Here is a 20,284-nt window from a genome sequence, read left to right as displayed (position 1 = left end):
CACGCCCCCTGCGCCGATCATATGTCTGTTTTCCCATCGGGACAGATAAATGTGAACGCCGCCCACGCCGCCCCTTCCTATATCCCGCCCTTTGGCATCCGCACGGTCGTGGGGTGCCTTGGGGTGCTGCTGGCCGTGCATGTCGCCGGTTTCAATGAACACATCACGGAAATCGGCCTGCCTGATATCCGTGGGGCAATGCATATCGGCCACGACGAAGGCACGTGGTTCATCTCCATCTATGAATGTTTCAACATCGCGGCGATGGCGTTCACGCCATGGTTCTATGTCACGTTTTCCATCTACCGCTTTACCCTGTTCATGACGGCGCTGCTGGGACTGCTGGCTATTCCTGCACCCTATATGCCTGACATGACCACGCTGTGCATCCTGCGCGCGGTGCAGGGGCTGTCAGCGGGATGCCTGCCGCCCATTCTCATGACCGTCATGCTCAAATACCTGCCTGCCCCGCTGCGGGTATTCGGCATTGGCGGATACGCCATGAGTGCGACCTTCGGCCCCAACCTTGGCGGCCCGCTGGAGGCAATGTGGTTCGAGCACGTCGGCTGGCGGTGGCTGTACTGGGAAACGCTGCCGCTATGCGCGGTGGCAATACTGATGATCGGCTGGGGACTGCCGCGCGACCCGTCGCACTGGGACCGGTTCCGCAATTTCAACTGGCGCGGGTTCATGCTTGGTGTGCCGGCCATCATGTGCGTGGTGACGGTGCTGTATCAGGGTGACCGGCTGGACTGGTTCCGCTCCCCCGTCATCACGCACCTGACATTCTGGGGGGGGGCGCTGTTCATCGCCTTCCTGGCGCATGAATGGTTCCATCACAGCCCGTTCTTCCGCATCCAGTTCTGGGGTAACCGCAATATCGCCGCATCCCTGCTGACGCTGGTGGCGTCCCTCATGATCTGTGGCCTCATGACGGAAATTCCGTTCACCTACCTTGCCGACATACGCGGCTACCGGCCCATTCAGGCCGCACCGGTTGCGCTGGTGGTGGCGCTGCCGCAGCTGGTCCTGCTGCCGCTGACGGCGGCACTGTGCAATATCCGCGCGGTGGACTGCCGGTATGTGCTGGCCATTGGTCTTGTCTGCCTTGGCGTTGCGGCGTGGCTTGGCACATGGCTGACGCCGGACTGGGTACGCGACAATTTCATGGTCATCCAGATCCTGCAGATCTTCGGACAGCCGATGGTGGTGATTCCCACCCTCATGCTGGCGGCGCTGGGGCTGGGGCCTGCGGACGGGCCGATGATCTCGGGCATGGTGAACATGCTCAAGGGCATGGCCAACGCCATCGCCACCGCCTTGTTCGAAGTCATGCTGCGCCGACGTGAACAGTATCATTCCACCATGCTGCTGGACCTGCACGGCACGCATGGCACGGCACTGTCCGGCATGGGCGACCCCATTTCCGGACAGATCGCCGCCACGTCACCCGATGCCGGGCACGTGGCGCGCAACGCACTGCAGATCTTCCATACCTACGTGCATGAACAGGCCACCGTGCTGGCGCTGGCGGACATCTATCTGCTGGTCATGTGGATCTGTGCCTTTTTCCTTGTCCTGGTGGCCATCCTGCCCGGACGTATCTACCCCCCGCGTGCGCCGGTCCCCGCACCCGCCGCGCACTGAATGATCGGGTCCGAAGCAATGCCCCATAAAAAACCCATCATCCTGGCTGGCGCCACGGTTGTTGTCCTGGTCGCTGCCGCCTGGACCGCCGACCGGCTGGTATCAGGCAATGGCACCAGCGAATATACCAACGATGCCTATGTCACGGCGGATTTCACCACCGTAGCGCCGAAGGTACCCGGTCGCATCGACCGCGTGATCGCGCAGGATAACGAGGCCGTCCACCCCGGCGAGGAACTGGCCCATATCGAGGACGAAGACTATCGCGCTGCACTGGAAACCGCACAGGGCGAGCGGGAAGCAGCACAGGGTGACGTCGCGAACCTTGAATCCGAACTGGTGCGCCAGTCGGCCCTGATCGCGCAGGCGCGCGCCAGTGTCAGCGCTGATCAGGCGCAGCTTGTCTTTGCCCGGCAGAACGCACGGCGTTACCGCAACCTGTCGGCGGACGGGTCCGGCACACTGGAACAGAACCAGGACAGCGCTGCCCGCCTGCTGGAAGCGCAGGCACGCCTTGACCATGACAATGCGGCGGTTGATGCCGAAACCGATCAGGTCGGGGTCCTGCGGGCACAACTGCTGCATGCACAGGGCGCCCTGGAACAGGCACGCGGGCGGGAACATACGGCAGCGCTCAACCTGTCCTACTGCACCATTCCCGCCCCGGTTGAAGGCGTGGTGGGCGAACGTGGGGTGCGCGTGGGGGCCTATGTCCATGCGGGCACGGCCCTGCTGGCGGTGGTGCCGACACAGGCAGCCTATGTGCTGGCCAATTTTCAGGAAACGCAGTTGACCCATGTCCGCACCGGCCAGCGCGCGACAATATGGGTCGATACATTCCCCGGCCACCCGCTGCATGCCCATGTGGACAGCCTTGCACCGGCCACCGGCGTTGCTTTCGCCCCGATCCAGCCGGACAACGCCACCGGTAACTTCACCAAGGTGGTGCAGCGCATTCCCGTCAAGCTGGTGTTCGATCCCGGGCAGAATCTGGCTGCGCTGGTACGCGTCGGCATGTCGGTTGAAGCCCGTATCGACACCGTGACCGCGCCTGACGGTCCCCACGCGACGGAGGCCCGCTATGCCTGGCAGTAACGTCATGCGGACCACACGCCGCCAGCGCGCCGCACTGGCCTTCGGCATGATCGCGCTGCTGGCCACCGGGTGCACGGTTGGCCCCAACTACCACCGCAGGCCCCAGCCCGCGCCTGCGACGTGGCATGACAGCCTGCCACCCGCCGAAAGCCATGTGACCGACGCCACGATGGGCGCGCAGTGGTGGACCATTTTCAATGACGCCACCCTGACCGCACTGGAAGCACAGGTGGCACAGGACAACCTTGACCTGCAGGCCGCATCATGGCGCTTTGCCCAGAGCATGGCCGAACGCCGTATCGCCAGTGCCGCCCAGTTTCCCCATGCCGAAGCCAATGCGTCCTATGCCCGCGAACGCGCCAGCACCAATGGCGTGCTGGGCCTGCTGGGCACCATGGAACAGCAGGGTGCGGGCACGATCGCCAGCGGCACGCAGGGTTTTGGTCCCACGGCCATGCCCGGATCAGTTGGCAACCCGTCTTTCAACCTGCCCCAGTATGGCATGAACGCGGCATGGGAAGTGGACCTGTGGGGGCATGTGCGCCGTCAGGTCGAAGCCGCCACCGCCGCCATGCACGCGACCGAGGACATGCGGCGAGGGCTTATGGTCTCGCTCATGGCGGAAACGGCGCAGGACTACCTTGACCTGCGTGGGGTGCAGGCACGCATGGCCATTGTCCGGCAGAATATCGATCTTGCCAGCCACACGCTGCACCTGACCACGCGCCGCCTGAACGAAGGGGCCGCAACACGCATGGATGTGGCCGACGCAGCAGGTCAGTACGAGGAATTCCGCTCGCGCCTGCCGGTGTTGCAGGACCAGGAAGCACATCTGCTCAACGCCCTGAGCTTTCTGGTCGCCCGCGAACCCGGCGCGCTGACCCGGACCCTTGGCCATGGTGGCGACGTGCCGCCGGTTCCGCATGAAATCCCGGTAGGGCTGCCATCGCAACTGGCGGAACGCAGGCCCGATATCCGCATGGCGGAAGAACGGCTGCATGCCGCCACCGCCAGCATTGGTGTCGCCATTGCCGATTTCTTCCCGCGCGTGACCCTGTCAGGCAGCCTTGATGTGCAGGCGCTGCAGTTCAGCGGGCTGGGAAGCTGGGCATCGCGCCAGTACGGTTTTGGCCCGACCGCGACCTTTCCCATATTCGAAGGTGGGCGGCTGACGGGGCAGTTGCGCCTGCGCAAGGCGCAGCAGAAGGAAGCGGCGATCATGCTGCAGCGCACGATGCTCAAGGCATGGCAGGAAATCGATGATGCGATGGCCGACCTGTCATCGGCGCAGAACCAGCACGACCGGCTGGCCGCCGCCGTGGACCAGAACCAGATTGCCGTGCGTACCGCCCAACGCCAGTATACCGAAGGTTCGGCCGCATTCCTGAACGTGCTGGAAATGCAGGACCGGCTGCTGGATACCCAGTCGCGCCTGATCGAGGCGGATGTCGCGGTTTCGACTTCTGTCACCCATCTTTACCGTGCGCTGGGTGGTGGATGGGAAAGCCGTTATCCCCTGCCCCAGCCCCGCCGGAAAAAGGTTTGAAAACAGAAGAAGTTTCTGGTGAAGTTTTTTCCAAAAAGCTTCAAAAAATACCGCCTTTTGTAAAAGGTGGCATCCAAAAACTTCTATCAGTTTCCAGATATAACAGGAATTATTCCACTCCTGCCGCCATGGCAGTGACGCAGGCTGCAGCCGTGCGGCTGATCCCGTCAAGACAGGCCAGTACCTCCAGCAGCCTGCCATTGCCGGGATCGGCCTTTTCCATATGGGCCAGCCGCCTGCGCGTGGCCCGGACCATGGCAATGCCACGCGGACTGACCGGCCGGTAGCGCACCAGCACGCGCAACAGTTCGGTAATGATATCCGACACCGTATCGCGCCGCTGCCGCTTGATCTGGCGCAGCAGCAGGATATTCAGGCCTACGGAAGAAAACATGAGCATAAGCCGGATACCGGCGATGGCGGTGTGATCCCCCTCCTGCGTTGCATGGCGCACCATGCGCCCTATCCGGTCCACACTTGTGCCGATCCACCACTGGGGGGACGGCGGCAGGGGCACAAGGCACAGCCGCCGCAGTTCGCCACGTATATGCACGCCAAAACGCAGCCGTTCATCCCGCGCACGGAATGGCAGGACCAGCCGGAACACCAGCACGCTCAGCCCCACCGCCAGAACCGTATGGAAAGCACCATTCAGGAACGTGATTTCATCCACCCGGCTCTGGTTACCGGGCATGAGCAGGTTGGGCATGAGCAATCCGTAGGCCGCAGCAGCCCCCGCCGTGCCCCGGTTGCATTTGGCCAGGCCGCCCACAAACAGGAATATGCCCAGAACGAAGGCAAATTCCTCATAATCCGTAAGATATGGCAGGATCCACAGGTCAAGGGTGCCTGCGGCAATGGCTGACCACACCGCCCCCGACAGGAACCGGGTCGTGCCCACCACCGGGTTTTCGCGCGTGGCGAACAGGCCGCAGACCAGCGTGGTAATGGCAATGAACCCCATGCCACCGGGCCATGCGGTGCATTCATAAACGAAAGCCGCCAGCATGATGGCAGCAGCCCCCCGCAACCCATTATAGAGCGCTAGCCGGATATCGCGATGCCCCCCCAGATGGAACCGGAAACGGTCATGCACAGGCGGGCTGAAAATGGCATGGCAGTGATCCAGCGCCGTTTCCAGATCATCCATCGTGGCCGCCAGCACCCCATGGGTAATGCGGGCCGTTTCCTGCTCGCCATGCGCCGAGCGCCGTTCAAACAGGGTACGCAGGTGCTTCACCTGGGCCTGCACGGCATCCAGCGCACCGGCTTCCAGCCGACAGGTCGCCAGCCGGTCACACAGATGCAGCAGTTGCCCCCGTGTATCCGCCAGCACCCCGTCATCGGCCAGCATCGCGCGTTCCGCCCCGCCAGACAGACCGACAAGGCGGGTGACAAGGATCGAGACCTCCGCCAGCACGGCGCGGGCATGATCGCCCGCATGCACCTGTCGTCCCATTTCAATGGCCGGGAATTCAAGTCCCTGATGGACCGATACCACCATGTCCGAGAACTCACCGGCATGGACCAGCGTATCACGCTCATGCATCACGATTTCGCGCAGCAGCATCGCCAGGCGGTGCAGCACATTTTCCACCTGCGCCACCATGGTCGCCTGCGCGCGCGTGGACAGGCTGACGGTGAACAGCATGGCCATTCCCGCCTCGCACACCACACCCAGAATGATATAGGTGGCGCGTGAAATGCTGATGAAAAAGACGTTATCCGGCGCGGATGCCGCCGCCACCGCAATGATCGAACAGGTATAGCCCGACAGCACGAAAGCATAGGAACGGAAGTTCAGGCAGAACGTGGCAAGGAAGCTGCACAGCCCGATCCATATGGCCACGGCGGGAAAGAACAGCCATGACTGCTGCGGAAAAGCGGCAATGAACACCACCGCGGCAATCGCGCCAACCAGCGTACCCACGATACGCCACCGCGCCTTGGACATGCTTTCGCCACGACGCACCTGTGCCACCGACCATACGGTGGCGACTGCCCATTGCGGGCTGTCCAGTTCCATCCATAGCGCAATGGCCAGCGCCACGACGGAGGCAACGGTATTGCGCAGTGCGAACGCCACGGCCTGTGGCGTAGGACAGAACAGCCAGCGCAGCATGTCCACCCCCACAGGCCAACGCATGACCGGCCCGGGCGTGAAGCGGGAAATATTCATCTGATCCTGCCCGTCATGGCGTGGCGGACACGTTTTACTTCCCCTTACGGAAGCTGTTTGCCCATGAAAATCGTCGTAACTGCCCTAGGGAACGGAATCTGCCTTCTCATACGGGCGGTACCGTGCCGTCCAGACTGCGGCCTTCAGCGCGGCCTCGAGCGTTTCAGGCGTTGCCTGCGGGGCGACACCTTCCACCTGCCCCTGACGGATCACGGCCCGCGCCACCGCCATGGCCACGGTGCGCAGTTCAGATACGGGCGGCAGCAGGGGCACGGTCGCCTGATCATCCACCCCGGCGGCGGGCGAAAGCCCGGCCAGAGCGTGGGCTGCGGCAAGGAACATGCCATCCGTCATGCGTGTGATGCCGCCCGCCACAACCGCAAGACCAACACCGGGAAAGACATAGGAATTGTTGATCTGGTCCACCGGACGGAGGCACCCGTCATACTCCACGGGTGCGAACGGGCCGCCAGTACCGATGATCGCACGCCCGTCCGTCCATTCCAGCAGGTCCGCGGGGGTTGCCTCTATATTGGCGGTGGGGTTGGACAGGGCGAAAATGACCGGACGGACGGACTGCTGTGCCATGGGGGCCACGATGTCACGCGTAAAGGCGCCGCCCTGTCCCGATGTGCCGATCAGCATGGTGGGACGGACATTCTCCATGACCTCGGCCAGCGTGACATGGGCTGCATCGGCCACGTTCCACGTCGCCGCGATATCGGCAGGCTGCACGAAAGGATGCTGGCCTTCGGTCACACCATCCATGCCCGCGCGTACAAGGCCGTTGATATCGACCATGAAGAAACGGCGATTGGCCTCATCGGGCGTCATGCCCTCCGCCACCATCATCTGCGCCAGCAGGTCGGCAATGCCGCAACCCGCGCCGCCCGCGCCAAAAATGACGATCCGCTGCTGCGCCAACGGGGCAGCACCTGCACGGATCGCGGCCAGCAGCGCACCCGCCGTCACCCCTGCCGTGCCCTGTATATCGTCGTTATAGGTGCACATCCCGTCACGATAACGGCGCAGGATACGCAGCGCATCCGCGCCCGACAGGTCTTCCCAATGCAGGGCGATATTGGGCCAGCGCGCATTAACGGCGTCCACGAATTCCGCAATGAAGGCATCATAATCCACACCGCGCACGCGCTTGTGCCGCCAGCCAATATATTCAGGGTCTTCCAGCAGCGCCACATTATCGGTGCCAACATCCAGCAGGATGGGCAGTGCGCGCGCCGGATCCAGGCCACCGCAGGCGGTATAGAGCGACAGCTTGCCAATGGGGATGCCCATCCCATTTGCCCCCTGGTCACCAATGCCAAGGATGCTGCCGCCATCACTGGCCACGATCACGCGCACCCCGTCCCATTGCGGGTCGGACAGGATTTCGGCAATGCGGCCCCGATCCGTGTAATTCAGGAACAGGCCACGCGGGCGGGTCCAGATATGGCTGAATTCCCGACAGGCCCGACCGATTGCGGGCGTGTAGATGATGGGTAGCCATGCCTCCAGCGCCTGATCGATAATGGCGTAGAAAAGCGTTTCATTCCTGTCCTGGATTTCACGCAGCGCAATATGTCGCGAAAAATTGTCCGGCAGCGCCGCCAGTCGGGCACGGGCAAGATCGGCCTGTTCTTCCAGCGTGGCAATGCTTGCGGGCAACAGGCCATGCAATCCGAACAGGTCACGTTCACGACTGTCGAATGCATTTCCCTTGTTCAGAACTGGACAGTCCAGAAGTTCCCTGCCGGACAGCGCCGTTTTGAGAGAAGTGTGACAGGTGGACTGGACTGTATCCGACATAAGAACCCGATATTGCGATAACAGTGGAAGGATGCGCAGGATACGGATCTGCACATCTTCGTGTAGGGTATGCGACTGCACGCCAACCGTACGCCAGACGCAATCATGGGATGACATATGCCGGATGAAATCAGTGACCTGAAGTTTTTCTGCATCCTGACCGCATCGGGCAGCATTGCCGGGTGCGCACGCGCCATGGGTATGTCGCCCGCCGCCATGAGCCGCCGCCTCAGCGCCATGGAAACCCGCCTTGGCACACGTCTGGTCACACGTACGTCGCGCCATTTCGCCCTGACGGCGGAAGGCCAGCGCCTGCATGAACACGCGGTCAGGATCATGCAGGAAGTGGAAGAAGCCGAGGCCGAACTGACCGCGCGCGCCGGTATCCCGCACGGGCTGCTGCGCGTGGGCGTGCCATCTGAAATCGGGCGCAAGCTGCTGGCCGGTGTCGTGGCCGCCTTTGTCGGGCAGTATCCTGATGTCACCGTGCACCTGACCCTGTCGGATGCGGGGCTGGATGTGATTGATGACGGTCTGGACATCGCCATCCGCCCCGGCATGCCGTCGGATCAGGAAGTCATGACCACCAGCCTGATCAACAGCCGCCGCGTGGTGTGCGCATCCCCCGATTACGTCGCGCGCAGGGGATTGCCCGCCACACCGCATGACCTGCTGAAACATGACTGCATCTGCCTGATCCGCCGCCAGCGCATATTCAATGAATGGGCCTATCTGGATGGAAAGGCGCGTAAGGAAATCCACGTCACTCCCCGCCTGGCCACATCCAGCAGCGAGGTCGTGCATGACTGGGCCGTAAGTGGGCGGGGCATTGCGCTGAAGGTGCTGTGGGATATTGCCGATGACCTGAAATGCGGTCGACTTATCGAATGCCTCAGCACCTATGCGTGGGAGGACGTGACGCTGTATGCCGTCTATCCGTCACGTGCGCACCTTCCCTCCCGCACACGGTTTTTCCTTGATTTTGTCAGGCGTGAACTGCGCCAGAACTATTTCGGGACATAAGAGGACATTTCTGGTGAAGCTTTTTTCAAAAAGCTTCAGGATATTCATGTCCCTCCACCGTAATTCGCCCGGATACGTTCATCCAGATAATCCCGGGCAGTAATGGGTGCGTATTTCTTCTGCGGACCCTGAATGACCGCATCACGGTTGGCCTGACAGAAAAACGGCAGCGACAGGCGGGGGCCAAGATATTCATCATGCCGGGGCATGCGCACCCGATGCAGGGTGGATTTCAGGCGGTCGTCGCTCCAGCGCATCAGCATGTCACCAATATTGCACGTAACCGCACCCGCCAGTGGCGGTACGTCGGTCCATGCCAGTGCGCCCGCATCCTTCATATCCGCATCCCTGCCGGGGCAGACCTGCAGGCCACCCTGTCCCGGGCGTTGATGCAGCAGGGTCAGACAGTCGAAATCGGAATGGGCGCCAGCACGCCAGAAATCAAAATCCGCGCCGCGGGCATTTTCCATGCTCATGTAATGAATCAGGCGCAGGGTACTCTGGTACTGTGCTGATGCGGGATCATGATTACGGGTGAAAAAATCCGCATCAAACCCCAGCCGGATCGCGAAACACGACAGGATTTTCATCCCCAGTTCCCAGTTCTGGCGTTCGAAACGCCGCATCCGAGCCTGAAAACCGGGCAGTACGCTTTCGGCAGGCCATAGGTCATTTCCCATCTGCGGCAGGGTGATCTGGTAGGATTCCTTGTTATCCGGCGTGCCAGTGGAAGGGCGGACCTGCGCACGGTATTCCCACCCGACATTCGAACCGGGACGGCGGGCATAATGCGCCTTTTCCCCCAGCGGCAGGTCAAAGAACCGCCTGGCTGCGGCAAAGGCGGCATCCACGTCCGCAGCGTCAATGCCGTGGTTGATGACCTGAAAGAAACCGACCTGTGTTGCGGCTTCCCATAATGCATCGGCAATGGCAGGTTTGCGCCGGTCATAATCCGACAGGTCAATCTGCGGGATATCACGGGTCATACAGGTGCCCTGCCCGCCAATCATGGACTCACGATCAAGTTCGGACCGTGCGTTGCCACGTGGGGGCATGAATGAAGGGGGCATGCGGTTTTCTCCGGCCAGAAGGTTTTTCCTGCCGGGCACGCACGAGGTACGGGGCATGGCGCAGTCTTTCCGATCCGGGGCAACCGGATTGTGAAGAAAAAACGCCACCATATAAAATGCCATGCACGCCAGCGGCCCACAAATCAGGAACTGATTGGTGTGGAGCAATGCCCAGGATAAAATCCCGACCGCTTCTACTCGCCCCGGAACAACAGCATGGCGGGATATTTTCCGTCAAGCACGAAAACCACGCGGGCAGGCATTACCCCTGTGGCAGCCAGACGGTGCAGCATGTGCCCTGCCCCGGCGTGCTGGTTATGTCCAGACGGCCACCGTGGCGGTCCACGATATGCCGGACAATGGCAAGTCCCAATCCCGTCCCCTGATCCCCCCCCTTACGCCCGGCAGGCTGGGATACGCGATAGAACCGTTCGGTCAGGCGCGGCAGGTGCTGGGCCGCGATGCCCGGCCCGTTATCACGCACCGAAATCGCCAGCCCGCCGGTTTCCAGCCATTGCGCCGCAACATCAATCCGCGCCACCGCCGGTGGTGACGGGCGGCCATAACGCAGTGCGTTTTCACACAGGTTGACCAGCACCTGCAAAATCTGATCCGCATCCCCCCGCACGGTACCGGCGGGGGGAGCGTGAATGATGACCGCGGCGCGATCTTCTGCCGGTTTGCCCTGCAGTTCATCAGTCAGGCGTGCAAACAGGTCAGGCAGCACGACCTGCCCCTGCGGGCGCTGGTGTTCCAGCATCTGCACGCGCGACAGGTACAGCAACCGGTCAATCAGGCGCTGCATGCGGGCTGCCTGCCGGGCCATGATGGCAAGAAATTTCTGCCTTGCTGCGGCATCATTCGCAGCAGGCCCCTGTAATGTCTCGATAAATCCGATCAGGGCGGCAAGCGGAGTGCGCAGCTCATGGCTGGCATGGGCGACAAAATCACTGCGCGCACGATCCAGCGCATCATGCGCCGTGGCATCCAGCAGCACCACCACACAGGCCGGATGGCCATGCCACGACCCAGCCTTCACGAAAGCCTGCACCACCCGGCGGACGGGCACATCGGCCTCAATCCGGACCTCGCTCACACCGCCAGGTTGCAGTTCGGCCACAGCGCGCTGCAGGGCGGGATGGCGGATCAATGTACCCAGCCCTTCGGCAAATTCGGCCTGGGCGCGGGTTGCCGCATGCAGAAGCCGTCCCCCGCGCGACAGCACAACCAGTGCGACGGGCAGTTCATCAACCGTAATCGTATCCGCATCCCCGGTGGCGACAGGGTCCGCCAGTGCGCGAGCAGGATAATAGGGCAATCGCCGCAGGCCGCCCGCGGAAGACGCAGCCAGATGCACGCCATATCCCCCCACGGCCGCACCGATCACCAACCCCACAATCATCAGAACAAGCGCCGTCACCCCATTCTCCCATTCCCGGCCTGCGCAGGGCACGACATGGGCGATACCATGATGCCGGAGCAGCGGAAAGCAGAATGATTTTTGTAATAAAATTACAATTTGTGCGATGCAAAATTAATATAATTCCACTTAATTTGACATTTTGATAATTTTAAAATATGGATCGATCATCATAAAAATAAAAACAATGGTTGCGAAAATCATGATCCACCCGGTCCTGCGCCCCACCGCATCTGTCTGCTTTCCCGAATGCGTCGTGTACGTGCCCACGCCCTGACACGGCGCACGTACCACAGGCCTCCTTGCCGCGTTTTCACGCCCCGCCCATCCGGCCCGGCCACGAGAAAATCGACAGATGACACGACATACACACCATGCCCGTGACCAGCATGGCCACCATCCGTTCCCGCATGCATGCAGATGGCTGCTGGCGGTAAGCACCATGGCGCTGCCCGCCCACCGCATCCTGGCCCAGACCGCACCGCCTGCTGCGTCAGTGGTTCCTTCCCTCGTCACGTCCGGCGCGGTTTCCGCCATGCCTTCAACGGGGATAACGCCGGAACAGCAGATCAGCCTCAATCTGGATGTGGAGCGCCTCGGCCCGACGCCCGAGGCCATCCGCAGGCCCCCCAACACCCCCATTCCGCCCAGTGGCGTCCCGACCTACCCTTCCGCCGGACTGGCGACCATGAGTGTCGCCCCCGTCAGCAGTCCCGGCGATAACAGGGCGTTTCACAAGATCGAACTGGACGCCATCCTGACCCACCACGAAGGGCCGTCCGCCCTGCTGCCCGAATGGATCGACGCGCAGCATGACAGCGATCTGGAGGACCCGTACTACGTCCCCACCGCAGGTAGCGGCCATCTGGTCCCGCAGCTGAACCCGCTGCGTAGAAAACTGCTGGACCACGGCGTAAGCTTTGCCTTCACTTACAAGGGTGAAGCGATGGGCGTGATCAATGGCGGCGTGGAGCGTGGCATGAGCTACGTCCATGAACTGACCGCGCAGGTGAACTTCGACCTTGAAAAAATGGCGGGGATAACCGGCTGGTCGGTGCATACACTGGTGATGGAACGCGCGGGCCATGCCGTAAGCCATGACCGCGTGGGGGAATATTACGTCAACCTGCAGGAAGTCTATGGCCTGTCGGGCAATGTGGTGGCCCATCTGGTGGATTTCTATGCTGAAAAGAAGCTGCTGGACAACCATCTGGACATCACGTTTGGCCGCATGGCGCTGACCCATGTGTTTGCCACGTCACCGCTGCTGTGTTCGTTCATGGTCACGTGTTCCGCGCCCGTGGCGCTGAAGCTGGACCCCGGTTTCAGCGTGTATCCGAAGGCGACATGGGGGTCGCGCATCCGCATGCGGCCCACGCGTGATACCGCCATCCAGATCGGCGCGTATTCGGTCAGCGCCCTGACCGACAACCCCAGCGGCTGGGCCTGGGGCAGCGAGAAGGCAACGGGCCTCATGCTGCCCGTCGAGTTCACGTGGCAGCCCTTCCTGACCCGCAACCGCCTGCCTGGGCATTACGTGCTGGGCTACGCGCACGACACCACGCGCTATCCTGACCAGATCGGCATTGGCCTGTCCCCTGCCCTGCACACGGCGGCGGGGCGCCAGCGATCGGCGCCGATGGACATGTTCTGGTTCGAAGGCGACCAGATGGTCTATCGCCGGGGTGGGCGTAACCAGATGGCGGGCGGCTACCTGATGGCAGGGTATATCCATAACACCCCGCATGTGACCTCGATTTCGGATGAAGCCTATGGCGGCCTGTCCTTTGCCGGGGTTATTCCGTCGCGGGTCACGGACCGGCTGGGCATCATGTATTCATGGTACCACGTCAGCCACCGCAAGGAGGAAGGGCAGATCCTGCAGTACGAAGCCGGTTATTCGCTGGGTACTGCCGTGCGTGCGCCCCAGACGGATTCCCATATCATAGAAGCCTATTACGCCATTGACGCGATGCCGGGGATGCTGGTCCAGCCGGAATTCGAGTACATGATCCGTCCGGGGGAGACCAGACATATTCCCAATGCAGCCCTGGTCGGGCTGAAGGTCATTGCCAACCTGTAATCCATTTCAGACACATGAATGAGGAAAAAGCCCTGCATTCCCGGTGGTGCAGGGCTTTTTTCGCGTCCGGGCTGTAATTGATAATGCGAATTTGTTGCATTTAAGAGACACCAGAGCAACGAACTGTTTCCGCATTATTGCGAATAATTATCAAAATAGATATGCAGCCTCCATGCAATTAAGAGGCTGTTGCAATATGACAAACCAGACCATTCGCCAGAAACTCAGGCCTTTCTCCCTGCTCACCGCCTCCATGGCGCTGGCCTGTGCTGCCACGGGCGCGCAGGCCGCGGCACAGGATACGACATCCACTGCCCCCACCAGCAGCAGCAAACAGGCCCGAACGACCAAGACATCAGATACCGATACAACGGACCTGTACAACCATTCGTCCGATACATCCCATGACATGACCCATGTCACCGCATCCCCGATGAATGTCCTGCATGAATCCATCGGGCTGAGCCGGATGCCGCAGGACGCCATGCACACGCCACAGAACGTAAACGTGGTGCCGCAGGTGCTGATGCAGCAGCAGAACGTAAAGTCCCTTGATGAAGCACTAAAAAACGTACCCGGCATCACCGCATCGGTGGGTGAAGGCGAAGGCGGCATGGCGGGGGACCAGTTCCTGATCCGCGGGTTTGCTGCCCAGAACGATATTTATGAAAACGGCCTGCGTGACTTTGGCGTCTATACGCGCGACAGCTTCTATTACGACCATGTTTCGGTCATCAAGGGGCCGTCATCGGAAGTATTCGGTAACGGCACCACCGGTGGCGCGATCAATATCGTGACCAAGACGCCGCATCTGGGCAACAGCTACCAGGCCAGTTTTTCGGGTGGCAGCGGGTCCTATTATCGCGGCACGCTGGATGTAAACTACCAGCTGAACAGCACCACCGCCTTTCGCCTGACGGGCATGGGCAACGAAAACAATGTCGTTGGCCGTGATGATATCTATTCCCACCGCTGGGGGATCGCACCCTCCATTGCTTTCGGGCTGGGCAAGAAGGTTTCGTTCGTTCTGGAATATTTCCACCAGAACGATAACCGCATTCCCGATTATGGCGTGCCGGTCGTCTATTCATCTGCTGGCGCCATTGGTCGCCCCGTGACCGAATATGGCGTCAAGCGCACCAACTGGTATGGCACCACCTATGATCAGGATGATTCCAGCACCGACATGATCACCGGCCGCCTGACGGCCAAGGTCAACCCGATCCTGACATTATATAACGACATGCGTGGCGGCATCTTCCACCGCTATTTCTCTGCATCGCAGGAAGCATGCTCGAACTTCAGCAGTGGCGCCGTCCTGACGAACAACACGTTCAACGGCGTGTCACCTTCATCCACCTGCCAGTCCGACTTCTTTTCATCCAATCCTGGCGCCGCACAGGTGGCGCGTAACGGCGGGGTCGGTGGACCCGAACCCTACCGGCAGAGCGACTGGTCCATACAGGATGTGTTTTCCGGTGTCGCACATCTGAAGACCGGGCGGATCCGGCACGAGATCATTGGCGGCTTCGACATTGAATACGTGACCGACCACCGCCAGAACTACGCCTATGGTTCCAACCGTCCCGGCACCAGCCTGCTTGACCCCTCCCCTTACGTGCCCGGCCTGACGCTGGGGGACTGTAACCAGTATCCGAACCGGCTGGTCAATATCGGCAATGGTGTGGGCCGCAAGTGCTACAAGGACAGTTCTGCACTGGATGTAGGCTTCTTCCTGTCGGACCAGATCTGGCTGACGAACTACCTGTCGGTAAAGGCCGGTTTCCGCTGGGATAACTGGAACAGCCATTACAGCGCCACCGGCGGCAGCACCGCAACACCCGATGTGCATTACGGGCAGAACGAAACCACCATCAACCCGTCCGTCAGCATCATGTACACCCCGCGCAACAACCTGATGGTGTATTTCAACTGGTCGGAATCCACCACGCCACTGAGCATGTACGTCACCAACAGCTCCGAACCCATGAACGCCAAGAATGCAAGTGCAGCACCCGAACGCAGCAGGCTGTATGAAGTGGGCGCGAAATACAGCGCTTTCCATGACCGCATCGGCTTTACGGCTGCCCTGTTCCGTCTGGAAAAGAACAATTCGGTGCAGACCGATCCTTCCACTGGCGATATTACCGCCACCAGTGACCAGGAACGCAACCAGGGGCTTGAACTCAGCGCGTCAGGCACGCTGCTGCGCAACTGGATGTTCTATGGCACCTATGCGCTGTATGACCCCACCATCACCAAGGCTGGCTCCACGACATCCAAGCAGGGCGGGCAGATCCAGTATGTGCCCCATAACCAGGCCACGGCATGGACCAGTTATGAAATCGCCCCGCGCAAGCCGTGGAACATGACCATTGGTGGCGGCATCACGTGGCGGCAGGGTGTGTGGCTGGATCAGGCCAATACGGCGCGCGTGCCCGCCACGGTGGAATTCGACGCCATGGTCTCGCACCATTTCGCCGACCACTGGAAAGTGGCAATGAACGCCTATAACCTTGATAACCGGCTGAATTACGGCAGCCTGTTTTCAAACCGGGTAACGCCTTCCATCGGGCGGTCGTTCCTGTTCAACATCTCGGCCCAGTACTGATCCACAACGCTACACGCCCAAGGTTCCGCCATGCTACTGCACATTCCCGCCCTGCTTACGGCTGATGAACTGGCCCATTGCCGCGAAACACTGAAAAACGCGCAGTGGACCGATGGCCGCGAGACGGCGGGCGCGCAGTCGGCCAAAGCCAAGAACAACCTGCAGCTGCCCCGGGATTCGCAGGCATGTCTTGAACTGGGGCAGCTTGTGCTGCGTGCGCTGGGCCGCAACGCCCTGTTCAACAGCGCGGTGCTGCCCTACCGGGTCAGCCCGCCACTGTTCAACCGCTATGAAAACGGCATGAGCTTTGGCGCGCATGTGGATAACGCCATACGCGGCATCCTGTCGGGGGGCATCCATACGCGTATCCGCACGGATGTTTCCTCCACGCTGTTTTTTTCCGATCCGGATGAATATGACGGCGGTGAACTGACCATTCATGCCAATGGCAATGAACAGACCATAAAACTGCCTGCAGGCGACATGATCCTGTATCCCACCACCGTGCTGCACAGCGTCACCCCGGTAACGGGGGGCAGCAGACTGGCGGCCTTTTTCTGGTCCCAGTCGATGATTGCTGAAGAGAGTCGGCGGCAGATCATGTTTGACCTGGACATGCAGGTGACATCGCTGCGCGAACGGCTGGGGGATGCCGATTCTGCCGTGCTGTCGCTGACCAATATCTATCACAACATGATGCGCCAGTGGTGCGCACTTTAGCCGGTCATCCGATGCCCGACAGGAAATATTTCCGCTTTTTTGAATATTTTCCGTGCTATTTGCGTGCAACTCCTCTACAAGCTGTCTCACGGCTGGACTTTTCAGCTACGGACAAGATTTCAATTGCAGCCACGCTACGCGGCCTTCTGGCATCCCCGATATAACGAAAAGTCTCGATTCCGCGCATGTTCGCGTGGGTGCCGGTTACGCAAGGAGGCCAACACATGGCCGCAGGAACAGTTAAATGGTTCAACGCCCAGAAGGGCTTTGGATTTATCCAGCCTGATGATGGAAGCGCTGACGCTTTCGTTCACATCTCCGCAGTCGAGCAGGCTGGCCAGCAGACCCTGAACGAAGGACAGGCCGTGACCTACGACCTCGAACGGGGCCGTAATGGCAAGTCTTCCGCAGTCAATCTGAAGATTGGCTGATAATTTCGGCAGGAACTCCGGTTCCTGCCGTTTTTATTTCTACCCTGTTTTACAGCCAGACAGCATGTTCCGGCTTCTGATACTGGCGCTGGCCTGCCTGCCCTTGCATCATGCCATGGCGCAGATGCCCGGCGCGGTCCCCGGTGGCTGGAATGGCAGCGTGGCATTGCCCGCCCCATCGGGTCTGTCCATGCCATCCACACTCCCATTGGCGCATTTTGCCCCCCTGACCGGCCCCGGTCAGTCTGTCCGCATGTCCCCATACACGGGGCAGGAACATGGGCAGGCCGACAGTCGCGACATGCAGCCTGCTTCCCCCATGATTGACAATGACGCGCAGCGGGACTGGAATGCCTTCCAGCGGACTGAACGTCAGGTATTGCAGGACATGCACCACATGCCCCCGCCCTGACGGCGGGCGCGGTTTTCAGTCAACCGCAAAAATGTCGCGCATATCCATATGACTGGCAATTTCCCATACCCGCACCGTCAATGCAGTTGGCAGGGACTGGGTCAGGCGTACCAGACCAACCTCCGGCGCGCTACAGGGTCCGAGCGGGCGTACCTGCAGGCGGCAATGCCCGGTATGGGTTGGCAGGGCTACAACCGGCAATATGCTGGCCAGCCGCCCTGCCAGCAACTCGGCATACAGTACTTCCAGCGAATTCGTTTCCAGTACCACGGTGGGCGTTATCCCCGCGCCCCTGAACGCGGCGTCCACAATCTGGCGCGTCCGCATTTCGGGGCTGAGCAGGCACAAAGGCAGATCGGCCAGCGTGCTCCAGTCGCGTCGCCCCGCAGGCAGGACAAGGGGATCGGCCGCCACCAGCACGTGCTGTTCGGTAAAAAGCGGCAGGGTGTCAAAAGGGGCATCGGGCGGGAGCTGGTCCAGATAGACCAGCCCGAGGTCAAGCTGCTGCTGCCGCAGGCGGTGAATCGTATCCGCGCATGAACCAATCCGCACCTGCAGGTGCAGGCCGGGAATGGCGGTACGGAAACTTTCCAGCAACAGGGGAATGGCCTGCATCCCCGGCGGCATGGCGCCTATGGACAGCGTACCCCCCGCCACTTCCTGCGCGAAGGCCGCTTCCTGCCGCAACCCGTCCAGTGCCGCCAGCGTCTGGCGCGCCCACGCCAGCACCCGCCGCCCTTCATCCGTCAGGCCGTTGAAACGCCGGGTGCGGCGGATAATGGTAATGCCCAGCTCGGCTTCAAGCTGGCGTATCGCTGCCGACAGCGCGGGTTGCGATACGCCGCAGCTTTCCGCCGCGCGGGAGAAATGCTGATAGCGGTCAAGGGCTATCAGGTAGGTCAACTGCCGCAGAAACACGCCACATCCGTCCTGACAAAAAACGTCACACTCTTATCGGACAACAACGACATCCACCAGTGACTGTCCAGATATCCCTGCCGTGGGGAGGAAACACGGACCACCTTGCCACGGGCTACCGCATTGCCTGCATGGCTCCAATCCGGCAATCACCGGATTGACAATAATCCTTTGATAAAAATAATAAAAATCTTTGGGCGCTGCCTTTTTCCAAAAGACGGCATCTTCCGAAGCTTTTGAGAAAAAGCTTCGCCAAAAACTTTCCACGGTCTGCGCAATCTCCCGACAGCAGGCTGCCGCGATCATGCTGTTTTTGATCCAATCCGTTCATGCTAACATCCGCGCCGTATGGAATGGCGTTACCACATCCCGCCGCTTGCGGCCCTCAATGCCTTCGTGGCCTATGCGCGCACGGGTGGCATCCGTCGTGCCGCAGTTGCACTGGGGGTGGATCATGCTGTTGTCAGCCGCCACCTTCGTGACCTTGAAAACACCCTTGGCGTTGCCCTGCGCAACCGCAGCGAAGGCGGTCTGACACCTGAAGGGCATGATTACCATGCCCGCATCGCTCCCCTGCTGGACGGGTTGGCCCGCGCCACGGCGGACATACGCGGGCAGATGCCGCAGGTGACCCTGACGTGTTCACACGGCATTGCCTATCACTGGCTGTTGCCACGGCTGGCCAGTTTCCGGCAGCTATACCCCGGTGTGGAACTGATGCTACGTCCGGTTGATTCCGACTGCCGGTTTGATCCCGACCGGATCGACACCGTGCTGCATGCCGATATCCGCTACATCAACGACCATAATCCCGTCCCCATCCCGCCGCGCATACGGGCCCTGCCGGTGGCGCGGCCACCGGTTTTTCCCGTCGCAAGTCCCGCCTGCCTGCACCGCCTTGCCCATCAGTTGCGCAATGCCGCCGACCTGCTGCATGCGCCGCTGCTGATTGAGGACAACGATACGGAATGGCGGCTGTGGTTCGCGGGCCAGTCGGTCGAAGTCGCGCATGTGACCGGATGCAGCCGGTTATGGCAGGCGCATCTGGCGCTGGCGGCGGCGCGCGCGGGCGAAGGGATCGCGCTGGCCAATGCCTACCTGCTGGAAGATGACCTGCAGACCGGTCGCCTGGTCCGGGTCACCACCACGGACATCCCGCTACGTGATGTATCGCTGGGGGCCTATGTCCTGCGCGCGACGGAGCAGGCATGGCAGGCCCGGCCGATGGTGATGCTGCGCACATGGCTGGAAGCACAGCTTCATGCGGATACAGCGGAAGTGGTGACATTCAGTCACCACTAATCGCCTAAAAAGCCCCTCCCC

At 61.1% G+C, this 20,284-nt stretch carries 16 protein-coding genes; 10 read left to right on the top strand and 6 right to left on the bottom strand.

Translation table 11 applies throughout. From position 1 onward, the window contains the following. Positions 1-51: 51 nt before the first annotated feature. Genes ACE2AA_RS01880 through ACE2AA_RS01870 form a run of 3 tightly spaced genes read left to right on the top strand, consistent with a single transcriptional unit; the run spans position 52 to position 4,288 of the window. Positions 52-1,647 carry an MFS transporter gene (locus ACE2AA_RS01880; RefSeq protein WP_141259551.1) on the top strand — a complete coding sequence of 532 codons (1,596 nt, stop codon included), beginning with the start codon at positions 52-54 and terminating at the stop codon, positions 1,645-1,647. Between the two features lie 18 nt (positions 1,648-1,665). After that, positions 1,666-2,742 (top strand): HlyD family secretion protein, encoded by a 1,077-nt coding sequence (locus ACE2AA_RS01875; RefSeq protein WP_141259550.1) that lies wholly within the window; start codon positions 1,666-1,668, stop codon positions 2,740-2,742. Next, entirely contained in the window at positions 2,729-4,288 is a 1,560-nt protein-coding gene (locus tag ACE2AA_RS01870; RefSeq protein WP_395370899.1) for an efflux transporter outer membrane subunit, read from the top strand. The genes ACE2AA_RS01875 and ACE2AA_RS01870 overlap by 14 nt, the downstream gene beginning before the upstream one ends. A 109-nt stretch (positions 4,289-4,397) precedes the next feature. Here the strand turns inward: ACE2AA_RS01870 and ACE2AA_RS01865 are convergent, their stop codons facing one another. Continuing rightward, a complete protein-coding gene (locus ACE2AA_RS01865) occupies positions 4,398-6,467 on the bottom strand; it encodes an FUSC family protein (RefSeq protein ID WP_395370898.1) in 2,070 nt (689 codons plus the stop codon). Positions 6,468-6,551: 84 nt separating this feature from the next. Then, positions 6,552-8,273, bottom strand: coding sequence for an NAD-dependent malic enzyme (locus ACE2AA_RS01860; RefSeq protein ID WP_395370896.1), 1,722 nt, complete (start codon positions 8,271-8,273; stop codon positions 6,552-6,554). Between the two features lie 117 nt (positions 8,274-8,390). Here ACE2AA_RS01860 and ACE2AA_RS01855 point away from each other — a divergent pair, with 117 nt between their 5' ends. After that, complete coding sequence (locus tag ACE2AA_RS01855) at positions 8,391-9,296, top strand: LysR family transcriptional regulator (protein ID WP_141259547.1); 906 nt, start codon at positions 8,391-8,393, stop codon at positions 9,294-9,296. Positions 9,297-9,340: 44 nt separating this feature from the next. Here ACE2AA_RS01855 and ACE2AA_RS01850 read toward each other — a convergent pair whose 3' ends face one another. Both ACE2AA_RS01850 and ACE2AA_RS01845 read right to left on the bottom strand, forming a co-directional pair. Continuing rightward, on the bottom strand, positions 9,341-10,366 hold the full coding sequence (locus tag ACE2AA_RS01850; RefSeq protein ID WP_395372074.1) for an isopenicillin N synthase family dioxygenase: 1,026 nt from the start codon (positions 10,364-10,366) through the stop codon (positions 9,341-9,343). Positions 10,367-10,628: 262 nt separating this feature from the next. Continuing rightward, positions 10,629-11,819: an ATP-binding protein gene (locus tag ACE2AA_RS01845; RefSeq protein WP_141299638.1), complete on the bottom strand. Its 1,191-nt coding sequence runs from the start codon at positions 11,817-11,819 to the stop codon at positions 10,629-10,631. A 322-nt stretch (positions 11,820-12,141) separates the two neighbouring features. Between ACE2AA_RS01845 and ACE2AA_RS01840 the strand changes: the two genes are divergently transcribed. The 5 genes from ACE2AA_RS01840 (at position 12,142) to ACE2AA_RS01820 (ending at position 18,043) form a co-directional block, all read left to right on the top strand. Continuing rightward, positions 12,142-13,869, top strand: coding sequence for a carbohydrate porin (locus tag ACE2AA_RS01840; protein ID WP_395370893.1), 1,728 nt, complete (start codon positions 12,142-12,144; stop codon positions 13,867-13,869). A 196-nt stretch (positions 13,870-14,065) separates the two neighbouring features. Then, positions 14,066-16,480, top strand: a complete 2,415-nt coding sequence (locus tag ACE2AA_RS01835) for a TonB-dependent siderophore receptor (protein WP_141299636.1) — start codon at positions 14,066-14,068, stop codon at positions 16,478-16,480. 30 nt (positions 16,481-16,510) lie between these two features. Beyond that, positions 16,511-17,200, top strand: coding sequence for a Fe2+-dependent dioxygenase (locus ACE2AA_RS01830; protein ID WP_141259543.1), 690 nt, complete (start codon positions 16,511-16,513; stop codon positions 17,198-17,200). 224 nt (positions 17,201-17,424) lie between these two features. Then, positions 17,425-17,631 carry a cold-shock protein gene (locus ACE2AA_RS01825; protein WP_007398099.1) on the top strand — a complete coding sequence of 69 codons (207 nt, stop codon included), beginning with the start codon at positions 17,425-17,427 and terminating at the stop codon, positions 17,629-17,631. A gap of 64 nt (positions 17,632-17,695) precedes the next feature. After that, on the top strand, positions 17,696-18,043 hold the full coding sequence (locus ACE2AA_RS01820) for a hypothetical protein (protein WP_395370891.1): 348 nt from the start codon (positions 17,696-17,698) through the stop codon (positions 18,041-18,043). A gap of 15 nt (positions 18,044-18,058) precedes the next feature. On the opposite strand, the gene ACE2AA_RS01815 is transcribed toward ACE2AA_RS01820, so the two are convergent. Beyond that, a complete protein-coding gene (locus tag ACE2AA_RS01815) occupies positions 18,059-18,961 on the bottom strand; it encodes a LysR family transcriptional regulator (RefSeq protein WP_162851908.1) in 903 nt (300 codons plus the stop codon). A gap of 33 nt (positions 18,962-18,994) precedes the next feature. Beyond that, on the bottom strand, positions 18,995-19,267 hold the full coding sequence (locus ACE2AA_RS01810) for a hypothetical protein (protein WP_141299617.1): 273 nt from the start codon (positions 19,265-19,267) through the stop codon (positions 18,995-18,997). Positions 19,268-19,309: 42 nt separating this feature from the next. On the opposite strand from ACE2AA_RS01810, the gene ACE2AA_RS01805 reads away from it, so the two are divergent. Beyond that, the gene (locus ACE2AA_RS01805) at positions 19,310-20,263 is read left to right on the top strand and encodes a LysR substrate-binding domain-containing protein (protein ID WP_395370890.1); all 954 of its coding nucleotides are present in this window, start codon (positions 19,310-19,312) and stop codon (positions 20,261-20,263) included. Positions 20,264-20,284: the final 21 nt, after the last annotated feature.

The organism is Komagataeibacter diospyri (assembly GCF_043995075.1).
Lineage (GTDB): Bacteria > Pseudomonadota > Alphaproteobacteria > Acetobacterales > Acetobacteraceae > Komagataeibacter > Komagataeibacter diospyri.
The sequence above is the reverse complement of the archived record's forward strand: the minus strand, read 5'-3'. Positions and strand labels throughout refer to the sequence as shown.